The following is a 20048-nucleotide window of genomic DNA, read 5'->3' on the forward strand; positions in this document are numbered from 1 at the left end:
GACAACACAAATGGCATTGGTGGAAGTCAAGGTTCCCGACATCGGGGACTTCAAGGACGTCGCGATCATCGAGCTGCTGGTCAAGCCCGGCGACACGGTGAAAGTCGAGCAGAGCCTGCTGACCGTCGAGTCCGACAAGGCCTCGATGGAGATCCCGACCTCGGTGGCGGGCGTGGTCAAGGAGCTCAAGGTCAAGATCGGCGACACGATCAACCAGGGCGACCTGATCGTCCTCATCGAGAGCGACGCTGCAGCCCCGGCGCCCGCGCCGGCCGCTGCCGCGCCTGCACCCGCCGCATCCGCTGCCGCCGCTCCGGCGCCGAGCGCGCCTGCCGCGGCCCCGGCCGCTCCGGCGGCCGCGCCGGCCTCGGCGGGCCCGGTCGACATCGTCGTGCCCGACATCGGCGACTTCGACGAGGTCGCGGTGATCGAGGTGCTGGTCAAGGTCGGCGACACGGTCAAGCAGGAACAGAGCCTGATCACCGTCGAGTCCGACAAGGCCTCGATGGAGATCCCGTCCTCGCATGGCGGCGTGATCAAGGCGCTGCTGGTCAAGCTGGGTGACAAGGTCGCCAAGGGCTCGAAGATCGCCGTGATCGAAGCCGCGGGCGATGCTGCCGCGCCGGCTCCGGCCGCGGCCGCTCCGGCTCAAGCCGCCGCGGCGCCCGCGCCGGCCACCGCGAGCGCGCCCGCCGCGCCCGCTCCGGCGGCGGACCGCCAGGTCCCGACCGCCGCGCTGCCGCCGCATGAGCCGACCAAGCCCACCGGCCGGCTGCCGCATGCGTCGCCGACGATCCGCAAGCTCGCGCGCGAGCTGGGCGTGCCGCTCGAGGAAGTGAAGGGCTCCGGCGCCAAGGGCCGCATCACCGAGTCCGACGTGCAGGGCTTCGTCAAGGCCGTCATGGCCGGCACGGCGCAGACCGTCGCGCAGAAGGCCGCCGCGCCCGCGGGCGGTGCCGGCGGCGGTGCCTTCCCGGGCCTGCTGCCCTGGCCCAAGGTCGACTTCGAGAAGTTCGGCCCGGTCGAGCGCAAGGACCTCTCGCGCATCAAGAAGATCAGCGGCGCCAACCTGCACCGCAACTGGGTCACGATCCCGCACGTCACCAACCACGACACCGCGGACATCACCGAGCTGGAGGCCTTCCGCGTCCAGCTGAACAAGGAGAACGAGAAGTCCGGCATCAAGGTGACGATGCTGGCCTTCATGATCAAGGCGACCGTCGCGGCGCTGAAGAAGTTCCCCGAGTTCAACGCCTCGCTGGACGGTGACACGCTGGTCCTGAAGAACTACTTCCACATCGGCTTCGCGGCGGACACGCCCAATGGGCTGGTGGTGCCGGTCATCCGCGACTGCGACAAGAAGGGCATCTTCCAGATCAGCCAGGAGATGTCGGAGCTGGCCAAGAAGGCGCGCGACGGCAAGCTCGGCCCGGCCGACATGACCGGCGGCTGCTTCTCGATCTCGTCGCTGGGCGGCATCGGCGGCACCTACTTCACGCCGATCATCAACGCGCCGGAAGTCGCGATCATGGGCGTGTGCAAGTCCTCGACGGAACCCGTCTGGGACGGCAAGCAGTTCGTGCCGCGCCTGATCCTGCCGCTGTCGCTGAGCTGGGATCACCGCGTCATCGACGGCGCCGCGGCCGCGCGCTTCAACGTGTACTTCGCGTCGCTGCTGGCGGACTTCCGCCGCATCGCCCTGTGATCGGAAGGACCTGACATGGCACAAGTGGAAGTCAAGGTTCCCGACATCGGCGATTTCAAGGACGTCGCGATCATCGAGGTCCTGGTCAAGGTCGGCGACACGATCAAGGCCGAGCAGAGCCTGGTGACCGTCGAGTCCGACAAGGCCTCGATGGAGATCCCGTCGTCCTCGGCGGGCGTGGTCAAGGAGCTCAAGGTCAAGCTGGGCGACAAGCTCAACCAGGGCGACCTGCTGGTCGTGCTGGAGAGCGACGCCGCCGCCGCGCCGGCCGCTGCCGCGCCGGCGCCTGCTGCTCAGGCACCCGCACCCGCACCCGCGGCGTCCCCAGCCGCTTCGGCCGCTCCGGCGCCGCGGGCCGCGACCTACACCGGTCCGGCCGAGGGCGAGTACGACGTGATCGTGCTCGGCGGCGGTCCCGGCGGCTACTCGGCGGCGTTCCGCGCGGCCGACCTGGGCCTGAAGGTCGCGCTGGTCGAGCGCTACGCGACGCTGGGCGGTGTCTGCCTGAACGTGGGCTGCATCCCGTCCAAGGCGCTGCTGCACGTCGCGGCGGTGATGGACGAGGTCAAGCACTTCGCCGATCTGGGCGTCGAGTTCGGCGAGCCCAAGGTCGAGCTGCCCAAGCTGCTGACCCACAAGAAGAAGGTCATCGGCAAGCTGACCGGCGGCCTGGCCATGATGGCCAAGATGCGCAAGGTCACCGTCGTGCGCGGCTACGGCACGCTGCTGGACGCCAATCACCTGTCGGTCGAGGAGACCGGCGGCGAGGGCCAGGAACGCACTGGCAAGACGCAGACGCTGAAGTTCCGCAAGATCATCCTGGCCGCGGGCTCGCAGGCCGTGCGCCTGCCCTTCATGCCGCAGGATCCGCGCGTGATCGACTCCACCGGCGCGCTCGAGCTGACCAGCAAGCCCAAGCGCATGCTGATCATCGGCGGCGGCATCATCGGCCTGGAGATGGGCACGGTCTACTCGACACTGGGCGCCCGCCTGGACGTCGTGGAGATGCTGCCCACGCTGATGACCGGCGCGGATCGCGACCTGGTGAAGGTCTGGCAGAAGATGAACGCGCCGCGCTTCGACAACATCATGTTGAACACGAAGACGGTCGCCGCCGAGGCCACGCCCGAAGGCATCAAGGTGACCTTCGAGGGCGAGGGCGCCCCGAAGGAACCGCAGGTCTATGACCTGGTGCTGCAGGCGGTGGGCCGCACGCCCAACGGCAGGAAGATCGGCGCGGACAAGGCCGGTGTCGTGGTCACTGACCGCGGCTTCATCCCGGTGGACGTCCAGATGCGCACCAACGTGCCCAACGTCTTCGCCATCGGCGACATCGTCGGCCAGCCGATGCTGGCGCACAAGGCGGTGCACGAGGGCCACGTGGCCGCGGAAGTCATCGCCGGCGAGCTGCTGGGCGACGACGCGCTGGCCAAGTCGCGCTTCGACGCGCGCGTGATCCCGAGCGTCGCCTACACCGATCCGGAAGTGGCCTGGGTCGGCGTGACCGAGGACGAGGCCAAGGCCCGCGGCATCAAGGTCAAGAAGGGCCTGCTGCCGTGGTCGGCCTCGGGCCGCGCGATCGCCAACGGCCGCGACGAGGGCTTCACCAAGCTGCTGTTCGACGAGGAGACCCACCGCATCATCGGCGGCGGCATCGTCGGCACGCATGCGGGCGACATGATCGGCGAGATCGCGCTGGCCATCGAGATGGGCGCCGACGCGGTGGACATCGGCAAGACGATCCACCCGCATCCGACGCTGGGCGAGTCCATCGGGCTGGCCGCGGAGGTCGCGCACGGCTCGTGCACCGACGTCCCGCCGGCGCGCAAGTAAGCCTCGCGCAGGAAGCCCGCTCCCGGATGCAAGTGCTCGACGCCGCCGCGACAGCGCGCGCGCTGCCGTGGTCGCCCCTGATGGAGGAGATCGCGCTGGTGTGCCGCGAGCATCGCGAGGGCCGGCTGACCTGTCCGCCGCGGCAGGTCCTGCCGCTGCGCCAGGACGGCGTGCTGCTGGTGATGCCTTGCCTGAGCGACACGCTGTCGATCACCAAGCTCGTCAGCGTGCATCCGCTCAACGCGGCGCTGGGCCTGCCGACGATCGCCGGTGAGGTCGTCGTGCTGGACAGCCGCACCGGTCAGCGCCTGGCGGTGCTGGACGGTCCCGCGCTGACGGCGCGCCGCACGGCCGCGGTCAGCATGCTCGCGCTGCAGCACCTGGCCCGCCAGGCGCCGCGCCGCGTGCTGGTGGTCGGCGGCGGCGTGCAGGCGCGCGCGCATGTGGAGGCCTTGCAGGCGCTGCATCCGCAAGCGGTCATCCATGTGCAGGGACATCAGACGGTGCCCGCGTTCGTCGAGGAGCTCGGCGTGGAGCCGCTGCCCGCCGAATCGCAGACGCGTCATCCGTGGGACGTGGTCGTGTGCGCGACCACGAGCCGCGTGCCGGTGCTGCGCCCGGGCGTGGGCGAGGGCGCCGTGGTGATCGGCGTGGGCGCGTTCCGCGATGACATGGTGGAGCTGCCGCCGGAGCTGGTGCGCGGCGCGCAGGTGTGGGTCGACGATCCGGTCGGCGCGCAGGCGGAGGCCGGTGACCTGATGGCCGCCGGCCGCTTCGAGCCGCAAGCGGCGATCGACGATCTGGTGATGGGCGCCGTCCCCATGGACGACGGCCGCACGCGGCTGTTCAAGAGCGTCGGCTGCGCCCGATGGGACCTCGCGGCCGCGCGCGTCGCGGTGCGGACCTGAGGCCCTCGGCGCTCAGGCGTCACGGCTCGGCGATCCGGCCTCAGGCTTCGTCCAGCAGCGGCCGCAGCGCCTCATCCCATTGTTCGATCTCGTCCTCGGCCAGGTGGAGCCAGGCCATGGCGGCCTCCCGGTTGGCGGCCCAGTCGGCGTCCTCGTCGAGGCCTTCGTGCTGGCGCATCAGGTGCTCGGCGATGAGCCCGGCGGCGATCAGCGTGCGGACCTCGGGTTCGACGCTGCCGTCGTGCAGTGCCTCGAAGTCGTGATGCAGCCGGATGGCCGTCATGAGCTCCGGCGCCAGGTGCCAGACCTTGATGACCAGCGCGCCGACGACGGCGTGGTCGGTGCGGTGGTTGACGTTCTCGGTGGCGATGAAGGGGCGGTCGATGCGCGCGGCGGCCTCGACCATCGTCGCGCCGTAACCGCGCACGCTCTGCAGCAGCACCGGCATGCCGACGTGGCAGAACAGGCCGTAGCTCTGCGCCAGGTCCACGCGCATGCCGGGCAGCTGGCCGGCGATGAAGCCCATCGCCACGGCGCGCTTGGCCGATCGCTGCCAGAAACGCAGCAGGTGCGGGCTGTTGACGGGGATGGCGTGGCGGACCAGGAAGGCCTGCATCAGCGCGACGCTCTCGTCCAGGCCGAGGCGGTACATCGCCTGGCCGACGGTGGTGCAGGGCACGTGGCCTGCCACGAGGTGCAACGGGCTGTTGGCCACGCGCAGCAGCGTCGCGGACATCGCCACGTCGGCCGCGGCGATGCGTTCCACTTCGGTGAGGTCGGGCTGCGGGAGCGACATGGCGGCGCGCAGGCGCTGCAGCAGCTCCGGGCACGGGGGAATCTGGATCTGGCGCAGCGGGCCGTTGGCGCGGGCCTGGTCCAGTTCCTGGCGGACGTCTTGGGTCTTCATCTGAGCGCCGGATTATCCCGGCGACACTCGCCGGAGCGTGTGAAGGGGGTGCGGCAAATTGCCGCTTGTCGGGGGGCACGTCACGGTCGCGCCGCGACCGGCGGTCAACGCAGATACATTGCAGCGCATGTCACGTTTGGTCACCCGTACGGCGTACCGCGAGCACCGGACAATCCGGGGCCTGCGGGCGGGTGCGTGGGTGCGTCGGGCGCTCGCCGCGCTGGCGTGCGTGGCGGGCCTCTGGTCGGCGCTGGCCTGGGGCTGGGACAAGGACAGGCTGACCGAGTCCGCGGCGAGGTTGTCGCCGCGCACGCAGGCGTCGGTCAAGGCCATGATCCAGATGGCGGACCGCGCCGCGGCGATGCCCGACGAGCGCGACCGGCTGACCGCGGTCAACAACTTCTTCAATCAGCGCGTGGCGTTCCGCGACGACATCGACGTGTGGGGGCAGATCGACTACTGGGCCACGCCGCTGGAGCTGCTGGACAAGGGCGCGGGGGACTGCGAGGACTATGCCATCGCCAAGTACATGAGCCTGCAGAGCGCGGGCGTGCCGCAGTCCAAGCTGCGGATGGTGTACGTGCGGGCGCAGTTCCAGGGGCGGCCGCAGGCGCACATGGTCCTGGCCTACTATGCGCAGCCGGAGTCCGAGCCGCTGATTCTGGACAATATCAACCCCGAGATCCGGCCCGCGTCGCTGAGGCCGGACCTGACGCCGGTATTCAGCTTCAACGGCGAGGGCCTGTGGAGCGGCGTGGGCGGCACCACCGCGGGCAATCCGCTGGTGCGGCTGTCGTTGTGGCGCGACCTGCTGGCGAAGGCGAAGGCGGAGGGCTTCTGATGGGATTCACGACATGTCGCTGATAAGACAAATCTGGTGCCTGGTCCTGGGCGCGGTGCTGGCCTCGGTGCTGGGCGGCGTGGCGGTGAGCACCTGGTCGCTGCGCGACCTGCTGCAGACGCAGGCGCAGTTGAAGAACGCAGACAACGCCAACGCGCTCGCGCTGACACTGTCGCAGCAGAAGGGCGACGCGGCGTTGATGTCGCTGCTGATCTCGGCGCAGTTCGACGCGGGCGCCTATGAGAGCGTGCGCTGGCGCGACGGCGCGGGCGCGCAGGTCTTCGAACGTCATCTGGAGACGCCGCAGATCACGCAGGCGCCGCGCTGGTTCGTGGCGCTGCTGCCGCTGAACGTCGCGCCCGGCGTGGCCAAGGTGTCCGACGGCTGGAAGGCCGCGGGCGAGATCGAGTTGCGCGGCCAGACGGGCTATGTGCACGAGGCCCTGTGGCGCTCGACGCTGAGCACGGCCTCATGGCTGCTGCTCGTGGGCGTGCTGACGGGCGTCGCGGCGGCGCTGGTGCTGGCGCGGCTGCGCCGTCCGCTGGACACCGCGGTGCATCAGGCCGAGGGCGTGACGCAGGGACGCTTCGAGACCGTGCTGGAGCCGCGCGTGCCCGAGATGCGCAAGCTCACCAGCGCGATGAACACGATGGTGGTGCGCACCCGCGGCATGTTCGAGGCGCAGGCCGAGCAGCTGCGCACGCTGCATCACCAGTTGCTGTGCGACGAGCTCACCGGGCTGTCGCATCGCCGCCAGTTCGTGGCCGAGCTGAACTCGGCGCTGGAGCGCGACGATGGCCCGCTGCGCGCGGGTCTCGTGCTGTTGCGGCTGAAGGACCTGCAAGGGCTCAATCAACGCCTGGGTCACGGGGCGACGGACCAGGCGCTGGTGGCGATCGCGCAGGCCTTGCGTGTCTATCCGGAGCAGGTGCGCGGATGCCTGGCGGGGCGGCTCAACGGCTCGGACTTCGCGTTGTGGCTGCCGGCACCCGGCGTGGTCGGAGACACCGCGCAGGCGCTGGCCGATGCGCTGCGCTCCGCGTTGCAGCATCTGGGACCGGGCGTGGGCGTCGCGCTCGGCGCGGTCGAGCTGATGCGCGATCAGCCGATGAGCGCGTGGTTCGCCGCGGCAGATGCCGCGCTGGCCAAGGCGGAGCAGGGCGAGGGCGTCGTGCTGGAGCTGCGCGAGGCGCCGCCGTCCGACGAGGTCGCGCAGGGCGAGCGTGCCTGGCGCGCGTTGATCTCGGACGCGCTGGTGCAGCAGCGCAGCCGGCTGCTCGAGTTCCCGTTGATCGGGCGTGAGCGTCAGGTGCTGCATCTGGAGTGCCCGTTGCAGCTGAAGCTCAACCCGGTGGGCGAGTTCGAACCGGCCGCGCGCTGGTTGCCGCTGGCCTTGCGCCATCGGCTGAGCGCGGAGGCCGACCTGCAGGCGCTGGCGCTGGCGCTGCAGGCCACGCAGCAGGATCAGCGGCCCCGCTGCGTGAACGTCGCGCCGGCATCGCTCAACGACGGCAGCTTCATCGCGCGGGCGCGCGAGCTGGTGCAGGCGGCGCCTGCGGCGGTGCGTCGGCAGATCGGGCTGGAGCTGGCGGAGCCCGCGGCGGTGCAGCACTTCGAGGCGTTGCAGGAATTGGGGCGCCAGTTGCGTCCGCTCGGCGTGCAGCTGGGGCTGGAACACGCGGGCGCGGGACTGGCTCAAATTGATCGTCTTTTCCAGGCCGGCCTGGACTACGTGAAGCTGGACAGCGCGGTGGTGAGCGGGGTGTCGGCGGACGTGGCGCGCGCGGCCTTCGTGCGCAGCCTGGTCGTGATGCTGCGCAGCCTGGCGCTGAAGGTCTACGCGGAGGGCGTGACGGACGCGCTCGACGCGCAGGCGCTGTGGGATTGCGAGGTCGACGGGATCACCGGCCCGTGGGCCTCGGCGCAGGAGATCAAGCCCTGACTCATCCGAGTCGGTGAACTGCTTGACCCGCGTCAAGCACCCTTGTCTTCCGTTTCGGACCTTCCCAGAATCCGCGCTTTCTCTCCCTGTTCCCTTGCGAGGCGCGTGCGATGAAGGATGTTGATTCTCATGTTTTGGCCGGGCAGTCCGGCGCTGGAGAAGTCAAGCCTGTGCTCAGGTTGCCAGGTACGCCGGACTTTCGGTTGCCTCCCGCCAACGTCTTGACATTGTCGCCCTACGAGAAGGAGCTGCGTGAGGCGATTGGTGAGGCATACGACGACATTCGCGAGGGGCGAGTCTTGTCGGAACGTCAGATGGATGAGGTCTTCGACCAATTGATCGACGATGCGCAACGGCGCATGGAGGGAGAAGCCAACCCGTCGAGACCTGCAATGATCAGTTGATATCCGACGTATGCAACGGATACCCGTTGCCGCTGCGGCGATCCTCGAAGAAGCGCTGCAGCGCTTCGCGGATCGTGTGGAACGCGATCTCGTCCCAGGGGATCTCGTGCTCATGGAAGAGACGCGCTTCCAGCGTCTCCGGGCCCGGATCGAACTCCGGACTCAGCAGCTTCGCGCGATAGAACACGTGGACCTGCCCGACCCGCACCACGTTCATCACGCAGTACAGGTTCTGCAACTCGATCGACGCGCCGGCTTCCTCGACCGTCTCGCGCGCCGCGCCTTCCGCCAAGGTCTCGCCCAGCTCCATGAAGCCCGCCGGCAAGGTCCACTTGCCCAGACGCGGCTCGATCGCGCGCTTGCACAGCAGCACCTGATCACCCCAGACGGGCAGGGTGCCCACGACGTTCAGCGGGTTCTCGTACTGGATCGTGCCGCACACCGTGCAGGTCGCCCGCTCCCGGTTGTCGTCAGCCGGGACGCGGTATTCGATCTGACCGCCGCAAATGGGGCAATGCTGGTAGCGCCGCGCTTGGAACATGGGGCGCAGTGTACCGGGCTCCATCCGGGCTCCACGGCGGCCTCACCCGGGCCTCGCGTGGCATCATCCCGCGCCATGGAGCTCTACAACTACTTCCGTTCATCCGCCTCGTACCGCGTGCGCATCGCGATGGCGCTCAAGGGCCTGGACTTCGATTACAAGTCGGTCCACCTCGCCAGGAACGAGCAGTTCAACGAGTCGTACTCGGCGGTCTCCGCCTCGCGCCTGGTGCCGCTGCTGCGCGACGGCGACGCGGTCGTCACGCAGTCGATGGCGATCATCGAGTACCTCGACGAGGTCCATCCCGAGCCGCCCCTGCTGCCCGGCGACGCGCTGTGCCGCGCCTACATCCGCGCGCTGTCGCAGGACATCGCCTGCGAGATCCATCCGCTGAACAACCTGCGCGTGCTGCGCTATCTGGTCAAGGACCTCGGCGTCAGCGACGACAACAAGACACGCTGGTACCAGCATTGGGTCGAGAGCGGACTGGCGGTCGTCGAGCAGCGGCTCGCGGCCGAGGGCCGCGCCGGCCGCTTCTGCTTCGGCGACACGCCGACGATGGCCGATTGCGTGCTCGTCCCGCAGATCTTCAACGCCCAGCGCTTCGATTGCCGGCTCGATCACGTGCCCACCGTGATGCGGATCTTCGAGCAGTGCATGGCGCATGACGCGTTCAGCCAGACCCAGCCCAGCGCCTGTCCCGATGCCGAATGACGTGCCGCCGAATGACGTGCCGCCTGCCGACGGGGTCCATCCGGACTGGTTGATCCCGGACTGGGACGCGCCGGGTGTCGCGGCGTTCATGACCACGCGCGCTGGCGGCGTGAGCGGCCTCACTGGCGGCGGGTTCTCCGCGACGGATCAGCGCGGACTCGCGAGCCTCAATCTCGGGCGCTCGGTCGGCGACGATCCGGCGAACGTGATCGAGAACCGACGTCGCGTGGCCGAGGCACTTGGCGCGACGCCGGTCTTCCTGAAGCAGGTTCACGGGACCGAGGTGTTGCGCCTTCGCGCCGCGCATGCCGCGATCGACGCCGACCCCGCGCCGGCCGACGCCGCCATCAGCACCGATCCCGCGCTCGCCTGCGCGGTGATGGTGGCCGATTGCCTGCCGGTGCTGTTCGCCGGACCGGGCGTTGTCGGTGCAGCCCATGCTGGCTGGCGGGGACTCGCGGGCGGTGTGCTCGAGAGCACGGTCGTCGCGATGTGCGAGGCCGTCGCCTGCGAGCCCCGCGAGATCCAGGCCTGGATGGGCGCGTGCATCGGACCGGAGCGATTCGAGGTCGGGGCCGAGGTGCTCGAGGCCCTTGGCGCGCAGGCGGTCGAGGCCGATCGGCCGCTGTTCCGCTTCCAGCCCAATGAACAGGGCGAAGCCCGCTGGCGCGCCGATCTCTACGGCCTGGCGCGGCGGCGGCTCGAGGCGCTCGGTCTGAGCGCGGTGGGCGGCGGCGGCTGGTGCACGCTCACCGAACCGTCACGGTTCTTTTCGTTCCGCCACGAACGCGTCAGCGGGCTGCGCAGCGGGCGCATGGCCGCGGTCATCCGCCTGCGCTGATTCGATCGCCTCGGCCTGACGCCGCGCCGCGCGACGCCGCGGCGCGCCCATCACGTACATCACGATGGACAAGGGCAGCAGGCCGTACAGCGCGAACGTGACGATCGCGCCCAGCACCGAGCCCTGCGTGCTCGTGGCCTCCGCCACCGCCATCATCAGCACCACATACATCCACGCGATGGCAACCAGATACATCAACGATTTCCTCGGGGCCTTCGCGACAGCATCGTCACGCGGGGGTAAGCTGAACGGGCTACAAAGCGCCTGAGCATATGCGAAGCGGCCCGGCGATCCTCGTGATCGGCTGTGGCAAGCTTCTTGCTCGGGTCCGCAAGAGGAGACACATGAGCGCGAACAACGACGCCGCCGGATACGCCGGCGCATCGGTCCATGGTTTCGAACACTGGGCGCAGCAGGCACAGCACGCAGCCAGCAGCCTGTCGCACGGGTTCGGCGATGCCTTCAAGCAGCTGCAGGCGATGCAGATCGCCCCCGACGCGTGGTCGCAGCTGCAGAACGACTACGTCCGCCAAGCCGGTGAGCTCTGGAACGCGGCGCTCGGCGAGTCCCACGCCGCCGCGCAGGCCGCCGGCGGGCACGCCGCGGCGCCGGCCGCCGGCGCGGCCACGGCGCCGATCAAGGATCGCCGTTTCGCAGACGCGTCGTGGAACGACAACCGCCTGGCCCACTTCACCGCGCAGCTCTACCTGCTCAACGCCCGGACGCTGCAGCGCATGGCCGATCAGGTCCAGGGCGACGACAAGACCCGCGCGCGCGTCCGCTTCGCGGTCCAGCAGTTCGTCGATGCCGCGTCGCCCAGCAACTTCCTCGCGCTCAATCCCGAGGCGCAGCAGCGCGCGCTGAACACGCAGGGCGAGAGCCTGGCGCGGGGCCTGCAGCTGCTGATGGCCGACGTGCAGCGCGGCCATGTGTCGCAGACCGACGAGGACGCCTTCGAGGTCGGCCGCAATGTCGCGACCACCGAGGGCCACGTCGTCTTCGAGAACGAGTTCTTCCAGCTGCTCGAGTACAAGCCGCTCACCGGCAAGGTGCACGCGCGTCCGCTGCTGATGGTGCCTCCCTGCATCAACAAGTACTACATCTTGGACCTGCAGCCGGAGAACTCGCTGATCCGCTACGCGGTCGCGCAGGGGCACCGCACCTTCGTGGTGAGCTGGCGCAACCCGGATGCGGGCTGCGTGCACTGGACCTGGGACGACTACATCGGCCAGGCCGCGATCCGCGCGATCGAGGTCGTGCGCGAGATCGGCGGCACGGACACGATCAACACGCTGGGCTTCTGCGTCGGCGGGACCATCCTGGCGACGGCGCTGGCGGTGATGGCCGCGCGCGGCGAGCAGCCCGCCGAGAGCGTCACGCTGCTGACCACGCTGATCGACTTCAGCAGCAACGGCATCCTGGATCTGTTCATCGACGAGCAGGCGGTGCAGCTGCGCGAGATGACGCTGGGCGACCAGGCGGTGAGCGGCCCGGGGCTGCTCAAGGGCCAGGAGCTCGCGACCACTTTCAGCTTCCTGCGGCCCAACGACCTGGTGTGGAACTACGTCGTGGGCAACTACCTGAAGGGCGACGCGCCGCCGGCCTTCGACCTGCTGTACTGGAACGGCGACGCGACCAACCTGCCCGGGCCGATGTACTGCTGGTACCTGCGCCACACGTATCTGCAGAACGAGTTGCGCATCCCCGGCCGGCTGACCGTCTGTGGCGAGACCATCGATCTCGGACAGCTCCAGGCACCCGTCTACATCTACGGCTCGCGCGAGGATCACATCGTCCCGTGGGACGCCGCCTACCGCAGCACGCAAGTGTTCAAGGGCAAGAAGCGCTTCGTGCTGGGCGCGTCCGGTCACATCGCCGGCGTGATCAATCCCCCCGAGAAGAAGAAACGCAGCCATTGGATCGGCAAGGGCACGGCGCTGCCGGCCGATCACCAGCAATGGCTCCAGAACGCCACCGAGCATCCCGGCAGCTGGTGGACCGATTGGTCGCAGTGGCTGTCCGGCCACGCGGGCCCGCTGAAGGCGGCCCCGCGCACGCCGGGCGGCCGCGGCCATCAGGCCATCGAGCCCGCGCCAGGCCGTTACGTGAAGCAGCGCGCGTGAGCCCCCGGCCACCGCGCGGCATGTTGTCCGATCCACCCCGCTGACCTGGGCATCTCAGCCCTTCAGCAGTTTCGACAGAGGAGCGAGTCATGAGTTCACCGCAAGACATCGTCATCGTCGCCGCGGCGCGCACGCCGATCGGCAAGTTCGGAGGGACCTTGTCGAAGACGCCGGCCAGCGAGCTGGGCGCCATCGTCATCCAGGAGCTGCTGCGCCGCAGCGGCCTGCAGGGCGATCAGATCAACGAGGTGATCCTGGGTCAGGTGCTGACCGCGGGCGTGGGACAGAACCCCGCGCGTCAGGCGGTCATCAAGGCCGGCCTGCCGGTGACGGTGCCGGCGATGACGATCAACAAGGTCTGCGGCTCAGGCCTGAAGGCCGTGATGCTGGCCGCGCAGGCGATCCGCGACGGGGACTCGGACATCATCATCGCCGGCGGTCAGGAGAGCATGAGCCTGGCGCCGCACGTGCTGCCGGGCTCGCGCGAGGGTCAGCGCATGGGCGACTGGAAGCTCGTGGACACGATGATCGTCGACGGCCTGTGGGATGTGTACAACCAGTACCACATGGGAATCACCGCCGAGAACGTGGCCAAGGAATACCACGTCAGCCGCGCGCAGCAGGATGAGCTCGCGCTGGCCAGCCAGCAGAAGGCCGCGGCCGCGCAGGACGCGGGCCGCTTCACCGCCGAGATCGTGCCGGTGACGATCCCGCAGAAGAAGGGCGATCCGATCGTCTTCGCCGCGGACGAGTTCATCAACCGCAAGTCCAACGCCGAGGCGCTGGCCGGGCTGAAGCCGGCCTTCGACAAGGCGGGCTCGGTGACCGCGGGCAATGCCTCGGGCCTGAACGACGGGGCCGCGGGCCTGGTGCTGATGACCGATGCCAAGGCGAAGTCGCTGGGGCTGACGCCGCTGGCGCGGCTGGCCTCGTACGCGAGCGCCGGCGTCGACCCCAAGACCATGGGCATGGGCCCGGTGCCGGCGTCGCGCAAGGCGCTGCAGCGCGCGGGCTGGCAGGCCAAGGACCTCGATCTGCTCGAGATCAACGAGGCCTTCGCCGCGCAGGCCTGCGCGGTGCATCAGGAGATGGGCTGGGACCTGAGCAAGGTCAACGTCAACGGCGGCGCGATCGCGCTGGGTCATCCGATCGGCGCGTCGGGCGCCCGGATCCTGGTGACGCTGCTGCACGAGATGATCAAGCGCGATGCGAAGAAGGGCATCGCGAGCCTGTGCATCGGCGGCGGCATGGGCGTGGCCCTGTGCGTGGAGCGCTGATCCCCGGACTGTTTTCGCGCGTCGACTCCGTTCCGATATTCCAGGCACCCCGGCCGCGGACGCGGCGGCCCGGCGGAGCCCTCAGGAGGCAAGCAAGATGAGTCAGAAAGTTGCATACGTCACCGGCGGCATGGGCGGCATCGGCACCGCCATCTGCCAGCGCCTCCACAAGGACGGCTTCAAGGTGATCGCCGGATGCGGTCCGACCCGCGACCGCGAGAAGTGGCTGTCCGAGCAGTCCCAGCAGGGCTACTCGTTCTTCTGCTCTGCGGGCAACGTGGCCGACTGGGACTCGACCGTCGCCGCGTTCGACGCGACGATCGCCGAGCACGGCACCATCGATGTGCTGGTCAACAACGCGGGCGTCACGAAGGACCGCATGTTCCTGAAGATGACCCGCGACGAGTGGGACACCGTCATCGACACCAACCTGAACAGCATGTTCAACGTGACCAAGCAGGTCGTGCCGGGCATGGTGGACAAGGGATGGGGGCGGATCATCAACATCTCGTCGGTGAACGGCGAGAAGGGCCAGGCGGGGCAGACGAACTACTCCGCTGCCAAGGCCGGCATGCACGGCTTCACGATGGCGCTGGCGCAGGAGCTCGCGTCCAAGGGCGTGACGGTGAACACGGTGAGCCCGGGCTACATCGGCACGGACATGGTCAAGGCGGTGCGTCCCGACGTGCTCGAGAAGATCGTGGCCGGGATTCCGGTGAAGCGCCTGGGTGAGCCCGAGGAGATCGCGTCGATCGTGGGATGGCTGGCCGGGGACTCGTCGGGCTTCACGACGGGGGCCGACTTCAGCTGCAACGGTGGTTTGCATATGGGGTGAGAAGGGACCGAGGACAGTCCAGTGGACTGGGCGACGCCCTTCGAACGACCGCGGACCGCAGGTCCGCGGGCTGGGGGGAACAGGGTGAAACCGAACCTCTCCTGATCAGAACCCACGCAACGCCGACGGCGCCTCTCGCGCCGTCGGCGTTGTTGTTTTCAGCAGGAGAGCGTTGTCGCATGTCCCCCATTCCTCCGTCCCTCCGGAGCCGCCGATCCTGGCTGCTCGGAACCACCGCGGCGATGCTGCCGCTCGCTGCGAACGCCGCGGCCCGCGCGCTCATCGAGCCCGCGCCGCCGACGTCGATCGAGCGACGCCCGCTGCGCCTGGGTGTCATCGACCTCAGCTTCCATCAGGCCTGCGCTGGCGTGGTGGCGCAGGTGCTGACGCGTGGCGGTGTCGCCCACGAGTGGCACGCCGCCACGCATGAGCGCATCTTCCTGATGCTCGCGCGTGGGGAGGTCGACCTGGTCGTGTCGGCCTGGCTGCCCGGCAGCCACGGCCACTTCGCGCGCGACCAGGCGCCCGCGCTGATCCGCCTCGGCCGGCTGTACCAGCCGTACGCGCTCTGGGGCGTGCCAGACTACGTGCCGGCGGACGCCGTGAGCACCGTCGGCGACCTGCGTCGCGAGGAGGTCGCCGCGCGCATGGTCAAGCGCATCCAGGGCATCGGCCCGGGGGCGGGCATCAGCCGCTTCTCGCGCGAGATCATCGAGACCTATCGGCTCGACGAGTCCGGTTATGAGTTCGTCAACGGCTCGCTGGACGACTGCGTCCAGGCCTTCGAGTCGGCCGTGGCCGAGCGTCGCTGGGTGGTGGTGCCGCTGTGGCGGCCGCAGTTCCTGCATGCGCGCCACGCGATCCGTGAGCTGCGCGAGCCGCAGGGGCTGCTCCGGGGTGTCGACGACGCGACGTTGCTGCTGCGCCGCGAGGCGCGGGCGCTGATCCCGGACGAGGTGCTCGCGACACTGGCAGGGATGTCGCTCGGCAATGACGCCGTGACCGCGATGGACGATCAGATCGGCCGCGAGCGCCAACCGGTGATGGCGGTCGCGCAGGCGTGGCTCCAGGCCAATGAAGGCCAGCTCGACGGCTGGGCGCTCAACGGGCGGCGAGCGCTCGCGCGGATCGGTTGACCGCCATGAGCAAGGGCTGCCGAGGCAGCCCTTGTCCGTGCGGAGTCACCCGACGGGTCAGTCCTTCTTCATCAGCACCAGCAGCTGGGACAGGTTCTGCGCCGCGGCCTGCAGCTTGGGCAGGGACTGCTCCAGCAGCACATGCGGCGGGGTGCGCGACGCATGCGTGCTGATGTTGATCGCGGCGACCACCTGGTTGTCGCGGCCGGTGATCGGGGCGGCGATGGTGAGTACGCCGTCCTCGAGTTCCTGGTCGACCAGACACCAGTGCTGGCGCCGGGTCTGCTCGATGGCCGCGCGCAGTTCCTCGTGCGAGCGCACTGTGTTGCTCGCACGGCGAGCCAGCTGCGCGTGAGCCACGCGGGTCTCGCGTTCCTCCACCGGCAGCGAGGCCAGCAGCACGCGGCCGGTGGCCGTCGCCCAGGCGGGCAGCCGGCTGCCGACGCCCATCGGGTCGGACAGGATCTTGCGAAGCGGCGCGCGCAGCACGAAGACCACGTCGTCGCCGTCGAGCACCGCGATGGACACGGAGTCCCTCACGTCGGTCGCCAGCTGGATCGCCACCGGCTCGGCGAAACGCCACAGCGGCTGCGAGGACAGGTAGGCGAAGCCGAGATCGAGGATCTTGGGGGTGAGCTCGAACATCCGCCCCTCGGACCGCACGTAGCCCAGCGTCTGCAGCGTCAGCAGGATGCGCCGCGCGCCGGCGCGGGTCAGGCCGCAGCGCTTGGCGACCTCGGTCAGCGTCTGGCGAGCGTGGTGGGTGTCGAAGGTCCGGATCACCGACAGGCCGCGCGCGAAGGATTGCACGTAGCTGTCGCCGGGCTTCAGGGGGGAGTTGGGTGCGCTTTCGTCAGGAGACATGGGCGTCATGACCGCAGTTTGGAAAGGCCGCGAAACGTTAACATCGCGCCCGTTTCTTTGTGATGTGACAGAGGGTGAACACCATGGCAATGGACGTTGTCGACTATGAGATCAAGGGTGCCGAGATGCAGTTCGTGGAGGTCGAGCTCGACCCCGGCGAAGCTGCGATCGGTGAGGCCGGCAGCATGATGTTCATGGATGCCGGCATCGGCATGGACACGGTGTTCGGCGACGGTTCCGCCAACCAGGGCGGCTTCTTTGGAAAGTTGCTGGGCGCCGGCAAGCGGCTGGTGACCGGCGAATCGCTGTTCACGACGGTCTACACGAACCAGAGTCATGGCAAGCAGCGGGTCGCGTTCGCGGCCCCGTACCCGGGGAAGATCCTGCCGATGGAGCTGGGCAAGCTCGGCGGCACGCTCATCTGCCAGAAGGATGCGTTCCTGTGCGCGGCCCGCGGCGTTTCGCTGGGCATCGCGCTCCAGCAGCGCCTGTCGACTGGCTTCTTCGGTGGCGAAGGGTTCATCATGCAGAAGCTCGATGGTGATGGGCTGGCCTTCGTGCATGCGGGGGGTACGGTGGTTCGTCGTACGCTCCAGCCGGGTCAGACGCTGCTGGTGGATACCGGCTGCGTCGTCGCCTACACGCCCAGCGTGAGTTTTGAGATCCAGTACGTAGGCAAGATCAAGACCGCCCTGTTCGGCGGCGAGGGTCTGTTCCTGGCCAAGCTCACCGGACCGGGCGAGGTCTGGCTGCAGAGCCTGCCGTTCTCGCGCCTGGCGTCGCGCGTGTTCGCCGCGGCGCCCCAGCGTGGCGGCTCCCGCGAGGAGGGTGGCCTGCTGGGTGGCGTGGCCGCCGGCGGGCTGCTGGGTGGGCTGCTCGGCGGCGACGACGAGTAACTCGCGACCGCCGCGAAGCCGTCCGACAAGTTCGAGATGCGCAGACTTGCCGCAACGCTGGCGGCAAGTCTGGCGCAACCGAATGCAACGGGAGAGGGGCCATCAGCGGGGCAATGAGCGGGGCAGTCACGGGGCTGTTCCCGCTCGGACCTAGGGTGAACCCGCCTACACTTGCGGGCTGCGTGCCGCCCGGCTCGTCGGGCATCTCCTGTTGAGGATCTCCATGCTGTCTTCCCTCGCGCGGTCCGTGCTGGCCGCCCTGGCCCCGCTGGCCATCGCCGTGTCCGCCTTGACCCTCGCGCCCGACGCGCGCGCCACCACCGGCAGCCCGATCTTCGTGCTGAACTCGCTGGACGCCGACATCAGCGTCATCGATCCGAAGGACTTCCGCCAGGTCAAGCGCATCCCGACCGGCAAGGAGCCGCACCACCTCTACCTGACGCCCGACCGCAAGACGATGGTCGTGGCCAACGCGCTGGGCGACTCGCTGACCTTCCTGGATCCGGTGACGGCCGAGGTGCAGCGCACCGTGCACGGCATCCCCGATCCGTACCACCTGCGTTTCTCGCCGGACATGAAGTGGCTGGTGCTCGCCGGCAACCGCCTGGACCACGTCGACATCTACAAGTGGCAGCCGCAGAACGCGGCGCAGCCGCTGGCGCTGTTCAAGCGCTTCTCGGCGCCCAAGACCCCCAGCCACCTGTCCATCGACACGAAGAGCAGCGTGGTCTACGCGAGCCTGCAGGACAGCTCCGAGCTGCTGGCGATCGACCTCAACACGATGGCGCCGCGCTGGAAGATCCCGGTGGGCAAGCTGCCCGCCGATCTCTACCTGACGCCGGACGACAAGTACCTGCTGGTGGCGCTCACCGGCGAACGCAGCGTCGAGGTCTACGACGTCAGCGCCGCGCAGCCCAAGCTGGTCAAGCGCATCGAGACCGGCGACGGCGCGCATTCGTTCCGCGCGCTGGGCGATCGCAAGCATGTGCTGGTCAGCAACCGCGCGGCCAACACGATCAGCAAGATCGCGCTGGCGGACTTCAGCGTCGTGGACACCTTCAAGGCGCCGGGCGGTCCCGACGACATGGAGATCCTGACCGACGGCCGCACCTTGATGTTCACGTCGCGCTGGGCGCGCAAGCTGACGGTGATGGACCTGCAGACCAAGCAGATCCTGCAGCAGGTCAAGGTCGGCAAGTCGCCGCACGGCGTCTGGACGCTGGATCAGATGCCGCGCCAGTGAGCGGCCGATCACCCGATCACGTCGATCCCGCCGATCACCGCTCTCCCGACCTGACACCTGAAAGCTGCGCCCCGTGAAGTTCCCCTCCGTCTCGCGTCATGCCCGAGGCCGGTTGCCGATGCTGGCGCCGTTCCTGCTGCTGGGCCTGGCCGTGACCGCCCCGGCGCAGCCGCAGAACACGGCCGCGCCCGGCGCGGCGCCGTGCGACAAACCCGTCTACCTGACCTTCGACACCGGCCACATGGGCGTGGCGCCGCTGATCGTGGACACGCTCAAGCGCTACGACGCGAAGGCGACCTTCTTCCTCGCGCAGGAACCGACGATGGATGGCGGGCAGACGCTCGACGACAAGTGGGCGCCCTGGTGGAAGCAGCTGGCGGAGCAGGGCCATGATTTCGGCTCGCACACCTGGTACCACGACGCGTGGTCGGCAGACCTGCCTGACGGCAAGTTCCGCTTCAAGCGCGCCGCCGGCGAGCAGGTCCCGCAGAATGTCGTGCTCAGCGCGGCCGAGTACTGCGAGGAACTCAAGCGCCCGGCCCGGCGCTTCCTGGAGATGACCGGGCGGCCGATGTCGATGATCTTCCGCGCGCCGGCCGGACGCACCTCGCCGGCGCTGATCGCTGCGGCGCAGGCCTGCGGCTTCCGCCACGTGGGCTGGAGCGCGTCGGGCTTCCTCGGCGACGAGCTGCCCAGTGACCGCTACCCCAACCAGGCGCTGCTGGAGCAGGCGCTGCGCCGCGTGAAGCCGGGCGACATCCTGATGGCGCACCTGGGCATCTGGTCGCGCCAGGATCCCTGGGCGCCGACGGTGCTGGAGCCGCTGCTGCAGGGATTGAAATCCCGGGGCATGTGCTTCGCGCCGTTGCGCGATCATCCGGAGTACGTCGCGTGGATGCGCCGGCCGCAGGAAGCCGTGGCCCGGGCCGCTTCCACGACGGGCGCGACGGGCGCATCGGGCGCGTCCGGCGCGTCGGTCGCGCCAAGCCCGAAGGACGCGCTGAGGCGCTGACGCGCTGAGCGCTTGATGCACGCCAC

Annotated in this window: 19 protein-coding genes; 15 read left to right on the forward strand and 4 right to left on the reverse strand. The window is 69.2% G+C overall.

The annotated features are described in order from the left end of the window. Positions 1 to 10: 10 nt before the first annotated feature. From aceF to ACNI65_RS04825, 3 genes are read left to right on the forward strand one after another with little or no spacing between them, the layout of a single operon-like run. The gene (gene aceF, locus ACNI65_RS04815) at positions 11 to 1705 is read left to right on the forward strand and encodes a dihydrolipoyllysine-residue acetyltransferase (RefSeq protein ID WP_416761492.1); all 1695 of its coding nucleotides are present in this window, start codon (positions 11 to 13) and stop codon (positions 1703 to 1705) included. A gap of 15 nt (positions 1706 to 1720) precedes the next feature. Further along, a complete protein-coding gene (gene lpdA, locus ACNI65_RS04820; RefSeq protein WP_416761493.1) occupies positions 1721 to 3538 on the forward strand; it encodes a dihydrolipoyl dehydrogenase in 1818 nt (605 codons plus the stop codon). Between the two features lie 26 nt (positions 3539 to 3564). Continuing rightward, entirely contained in the window at positions 3565 to 4446 is an 882-nt protein-coding gene (locus ACNI65_RS04825; protein ID WP_416761495.1) for a delta(1)-pyrroline-2-carboxylate reductase family protein, read from the forward strand. A gap of 40 nt (positions 4447 to 4486) precedes the next feature. On the opposite strand, the gene ACNI65_RS04830 is transcribed toward ACNI65_RS04825, so the two are convergent. Then, positions 4487 to 5353: an HDOD domain-containing protein gene (locus ACNI65_RS04830; protein WP_416761496.1), complete on the reverse strand. Its 867-nt coding sequence runs from the start codon at positions 5351 to 5353 to the stop codon at positions 4487 to 4489. A 127-nt stretch (positions 5354 to 5480) separates the two neighbouring features. On the opposite strand from ACNI65_RS04830, the gene ACNI65_RS04835 reads away from it, so the two are divergent. The 3 genes from ACNI65_RS04835 (at position 5481) to ACNI65_RS04845 (ending at position 8540) form a co-directional block, all read left to right on the forward strand. Beyond that, positions 5481 to 6194: a transglutaminase-like cysteine peptidase gene (locus tag ACNI65_RS04835; RefSeq protein WP_416761497.1), complete on the forward strand. Its 714-nt coding sequence runs from the start codon at positions 5481 to 5483 to the stop codon at positions 6192 to 6194. A gap of 13 nt (positions 6195 to 6207) precedes the next feature. After that, positions 6208 to 8136 (forward strand): EAL domain-containing protein, encoded by a 1929-nt coding sequence (locus ACNI65_RS04840; RefSeq protein WP_416761498.1) that lies wholly within the window; start codon positions 6208 to 6210, stop codon positions 8134 to 8136. A gap of 110 nt (positions 8137 to 8246) precedes the next feature. Beyond that, positions 8247 to 8540, forward strand: a complete 294-nt coding sequence (locus ACNI65_RS04845) for a hypothetical protein (protein ID WP_416761499.1) — start codon at positions 8247 to 8249, stop codon at positions 8538 to 8540. Here ACNI65_RS04845 and ACNI65_RS04850 read toward each other — a convergent pair. Next, positions 8533 to 9081: an NUDIX hydrolase gene (locus ACNI65_RS04850; protein ID WP_416761500.1), complete on the reverse strand. Its 549-nt coding sequence runs from the start codon at positions 9079 to 9081 to the stop codon at positions 8533 to 8535. The two genes, ACNI65_RS04845 and ACNI65_RS04850, sit on opposite strands and share 8 nt — an antisense overlap. 75 nt (positions 9082 to 9156) lie before the next feature. Here ACNI65_RS04850 and maiA point away from each other — a divergent pair, with 75 nt between their 5' ends. Together maiA and pgeF are read left to right on the forward strand one after the other, a co-directional pair. After that, positions 9157 to 9795 carry a maleylacetoacetate isomerase gene (gene maiA / locus ACNI65_RS04855; protein WP_416763573.1) on the forward strand — a complete coding sequence of 213 codons (639 nt, stop codon included), beginning with the start codon at positions 9157 to 9159 and terminating at the stop codon, positions 9793 to 9795. Then, positions 9785 to 10636 (forward strand): peptidoglycan editing factor PgeF, encoded by an 852-nt coding sequence (gene pgeF / locus ACNI65_RS04860; protein WP_416761502.1) that lies wholly within the window; start codon positions 9785 to 9787, stop codon positions 10634 to 10636. The genes maiA and pgeF overlap by 11 nt, the downstream gene beginning before the upstream one ends. On the opposite strand, the gene ACNI65_RS04865 is transcribed toward pgeF, so the two are convergent. Continuing rightward, entirely contained in the window at positions 10556 to 10831 is a 276-nt protein-coding gene (locus tag ACNI65_RS04865) for a hypothetical protein (RefSeq protein ID WP_416761503.1), read from the reverse strand. The genes pgeF and ACNI65_RS04865 overlap by 81 nt on opposite strands. A gap of 149 nt (positions 10832 to 10980) precedes the next feature. Between ACNI65_RS04865 and phaC the strand changes: the two genes are divergently transcribed. The 4 genes from phaC (at position 10981) to ACNI65_RS04885 (ending at position 16007) form a co-directional block, all read left to right on the forward strand. Continuing rightward, positions 10981 to 12759: a class I poly(R)-hydroxyalkanoic acid synthase gene (gene phaC / locus ACNI65_RS04870; protein WP_416761504.1), complete on the forward strand. Its 1779-nt coding sequence runs from the start codon at positions 10981 to 10983 to the stop codon at positions 12757 to 12759. A gap of 89 nt (positions 12760 to 12848) precedes the next feature. Beyond that, positions 12849 to 14036 (forward strand): acetyl-CoA C-acetyltransferase, encoded by a 1188-nt coding sequence (locus tag ACNI65_RS04875; protein WP_416761505.1) that lies wholly within the window; start codon positions 12849 to 12851, stop codon positions 14034 to 14036. Between the two features lie 97 nt (positions 14037 to 14133). After that, entirely contained in the window at positions 14134 to 14871 is a 738-nt protein-coding gene (phbB, locus tag ACNI65_RS04880) for an acetoacetyl-CoA reductase (protein WP_416761507.1), read from the forward strand. Between the two features lie 242 nt (positions 14872 to 15113). Then, the gene (locus ACNI65_RS04885) at positions 15114 to 16007 is read left to right on the forward strand and encodes a glycine betaine ABC transporter substrate-binding protein (protein WP_416761508.1); all 894 of its coding nucleotides are present in this window, start codon (positions 15114 to 15116) and stop codon (positions 16005 to 16007) included. A gap of 57 nt (positions 16008 to 16064) precedes the next feature. On the opposite strand, the gene ACNI65_RS04890 is transcribed toward ACNI65_RS04885, so the two are convergent. Then, complete coding sequence (locus tag ACNI65_RS04890) at positions 16065 to 16880, reverse strand: IclR family transcriptional regulator domain-containing protein (protein WP_416761510.1); 816 nt, start codon at positions 16878 to 16880, stop codon at positions 16065 to 16067. Between the two features lie 74 nt (positions 16881 to 16954). On the opposite strand from ACNI65_RS04890, the gene ACNI65_RS04895 reads away from it, so the two are divergent. The 3 genes from ACNI65_RS04895 to ACNI65_RS04905 all read left to right on the forward strand — a co-directional run bounded on the left by ACNI65_RS04895 (position 16955) and on the right by ACNI65_RS04905 (position 20022). Further along, entirely contained in the window at positions 16955 to 17767 is an 813-nt protein-coding gene (locus ACNI65_RS04895) for a TIGR00266 family protein (RefSeq protein ID WP_416761512.1), read from the forward strand. 223 nt (positions 17768 to 17990) lie between these two features. Next, positions 17991 to 19010, forward strand: a complete 1020-nt coding sequence (locus tag ACNI65_RS04900; protein ID WP_416761513.1) for a YncE family protein — start codon at positions 17991 to 17993, stop codon at positions 19008 to 19010. Positions 19011 to 19128: 118 nt separating this feature from the next. Next, positions 19129 to 20022, forward strand: a complete 894-nt coding sequence (locus tag ACNI65_RS04905) for a polysaccharide deacetylase family protein (protein ID WP_416763574.1) — start codon at positions 19129 to 19131, stop codon at positions 20020 to 20022. Positions 20023 to 20048: the final 26 nt, after the last annotated feature.

Source organism: Roseateles sp. So40a (assembly GCF_048081605.1).
Taxonomy (GTDB): Bacteria; Pseudomonadota; Gammaproteobacteria; order Burkholderiales; family Burkholderiaceae_C; genus Roseateles.

Bases quoted from the DNA above. Each gene is read 5' to 3' on its own strand.
- maiA (WP_416763573.1), top strand. From the start codon at position 9,157: ATGGAGCTCTACAACTACTTCCGTTCATCCGCCTCGTACCGCGTGCGC.
- ACNI65_RS04840 (WP_416761498.1), top strand. From the start codon at position 6,208: ATGTCGCTGATAAGACAAATCTGGTGCCTGGTCCTGGGCGCGGTGCTG.
- lpdA (WP_416761493.1), top strand. From the start codon at position 1,721: ATGGCACAAGTGGAAGTCAAGGTTCCCGACATCGGCGATTTCAAGGAC.
- ACNI65_RS04845 (WP_416761499.1), top strand. From the start codon at position 8,247: ATGAAGGATGTTGATTCTCATGTTTTGGCCGGGCAGTCCGGCGCTGGA.
- ACNI65_RS04900 (WP_416761513.1), top strand. From the start codon at position 17,991: ATGCTGTCTTCCCTCGCGCGGTCCGTGCTGGCCGCCCTGGCCCCGCTG.
- ACNI65_RS04875 (WP_416761505.1), top strand. From the start codon at position 12,849: ATGAGTTCACCGCAAGACATCGTCATCGTCGCCGCGGCGCGCACGCCG.
- ACNI65_RS04850 (WP_416761500.1), bottom strand. From the start codon at position 9,081: ATGTTCCAAGCGCGGCGCTACCAGCATTGCCCCATTTGCGGCGGTCAG.
- ACNI65_RS04895 (WP_416761512.1), top strand. From the start codon at position 16,955: ATGGCAATGGACGTTGTCGACTATGAGATCAAGGGTGCCGAGATGCAG.
- aceF (WP_416761492.1), top strand. From the start codon at position 11: ATGGCATTGGTGGAAGTCAAGGTTCCCGACATCGGGGACTTCAAGGAC.
- ACNI65_RS04890 (WP_416761510.1), bottom strand. From the start codon at position 16,880: ATGACGCCCATGTCTCCTGACGAAAGCGCACCCAACTCCCCCCTGAAG.
- ACNI65_RS04905 (WP_416763574.1), top strand. From the start codon at position 19,129: ATGCTGGCGCCGTTCCTGCTGCTGGGCCTGGCCGTGACCGCCCCGGCG.
- phaC (WP_416761504.1), top strand. From the start codon at position 10,981: ATGAGCGCGAACAACGACGCCGCCGGATACGCCGGCGCATCGGTCCAT.
- ACNI65_RS04825 (WP_416761495.1), top strand. From the start codon at position 3,565: ATGCAAGTGCTCGACGCCGCCGCGACAGCGCGCGCGCTGCCGTGGTCG.
- ACNI65_RS04865 (WP_416761503.1), bottom strand. From the start codon at position 10,831: ATGTATCTGGTTGCCATCGCGTGGATGTATGTGGTGCTGATGATGGCG.
- ACNI65_RS04835 (WP_416761497.1), top strand. From the start codon at position 5,481: ATGTCACGTTTGGTCACCCGTACGGCGTACCGCGAGCACCGGACAATC.
- ACNI65_RS04830 (WP_416761496.1), bottom strand. From the start codon at position 5,353: ATGAAGACCCAAGACGTCCGCCAGGAACTGGACCAGGCCCGCGCCAAC.
- ACNI65_RS04885 (WP_416761508.1), top strand. From the start codon at position 15,114: ATGCTGCCGCTCGCTGCGAACGCCGCGGCCCGCGCGCTCATCGAGCCC.
- pgeF (WP_416761502.1), top strand. From the start codon at position 9,785: ATGCCGAATGACGTGCCGCCGAATGACGTGCCGCCTGCCGACGGGGTC.
- phbB (WP_416761507.1), top strand. From the start codon at position 14,134: ATGAGTCAGAAAGTTGCATACGTCACCGGCGGCATGGGCGGCATCGGC.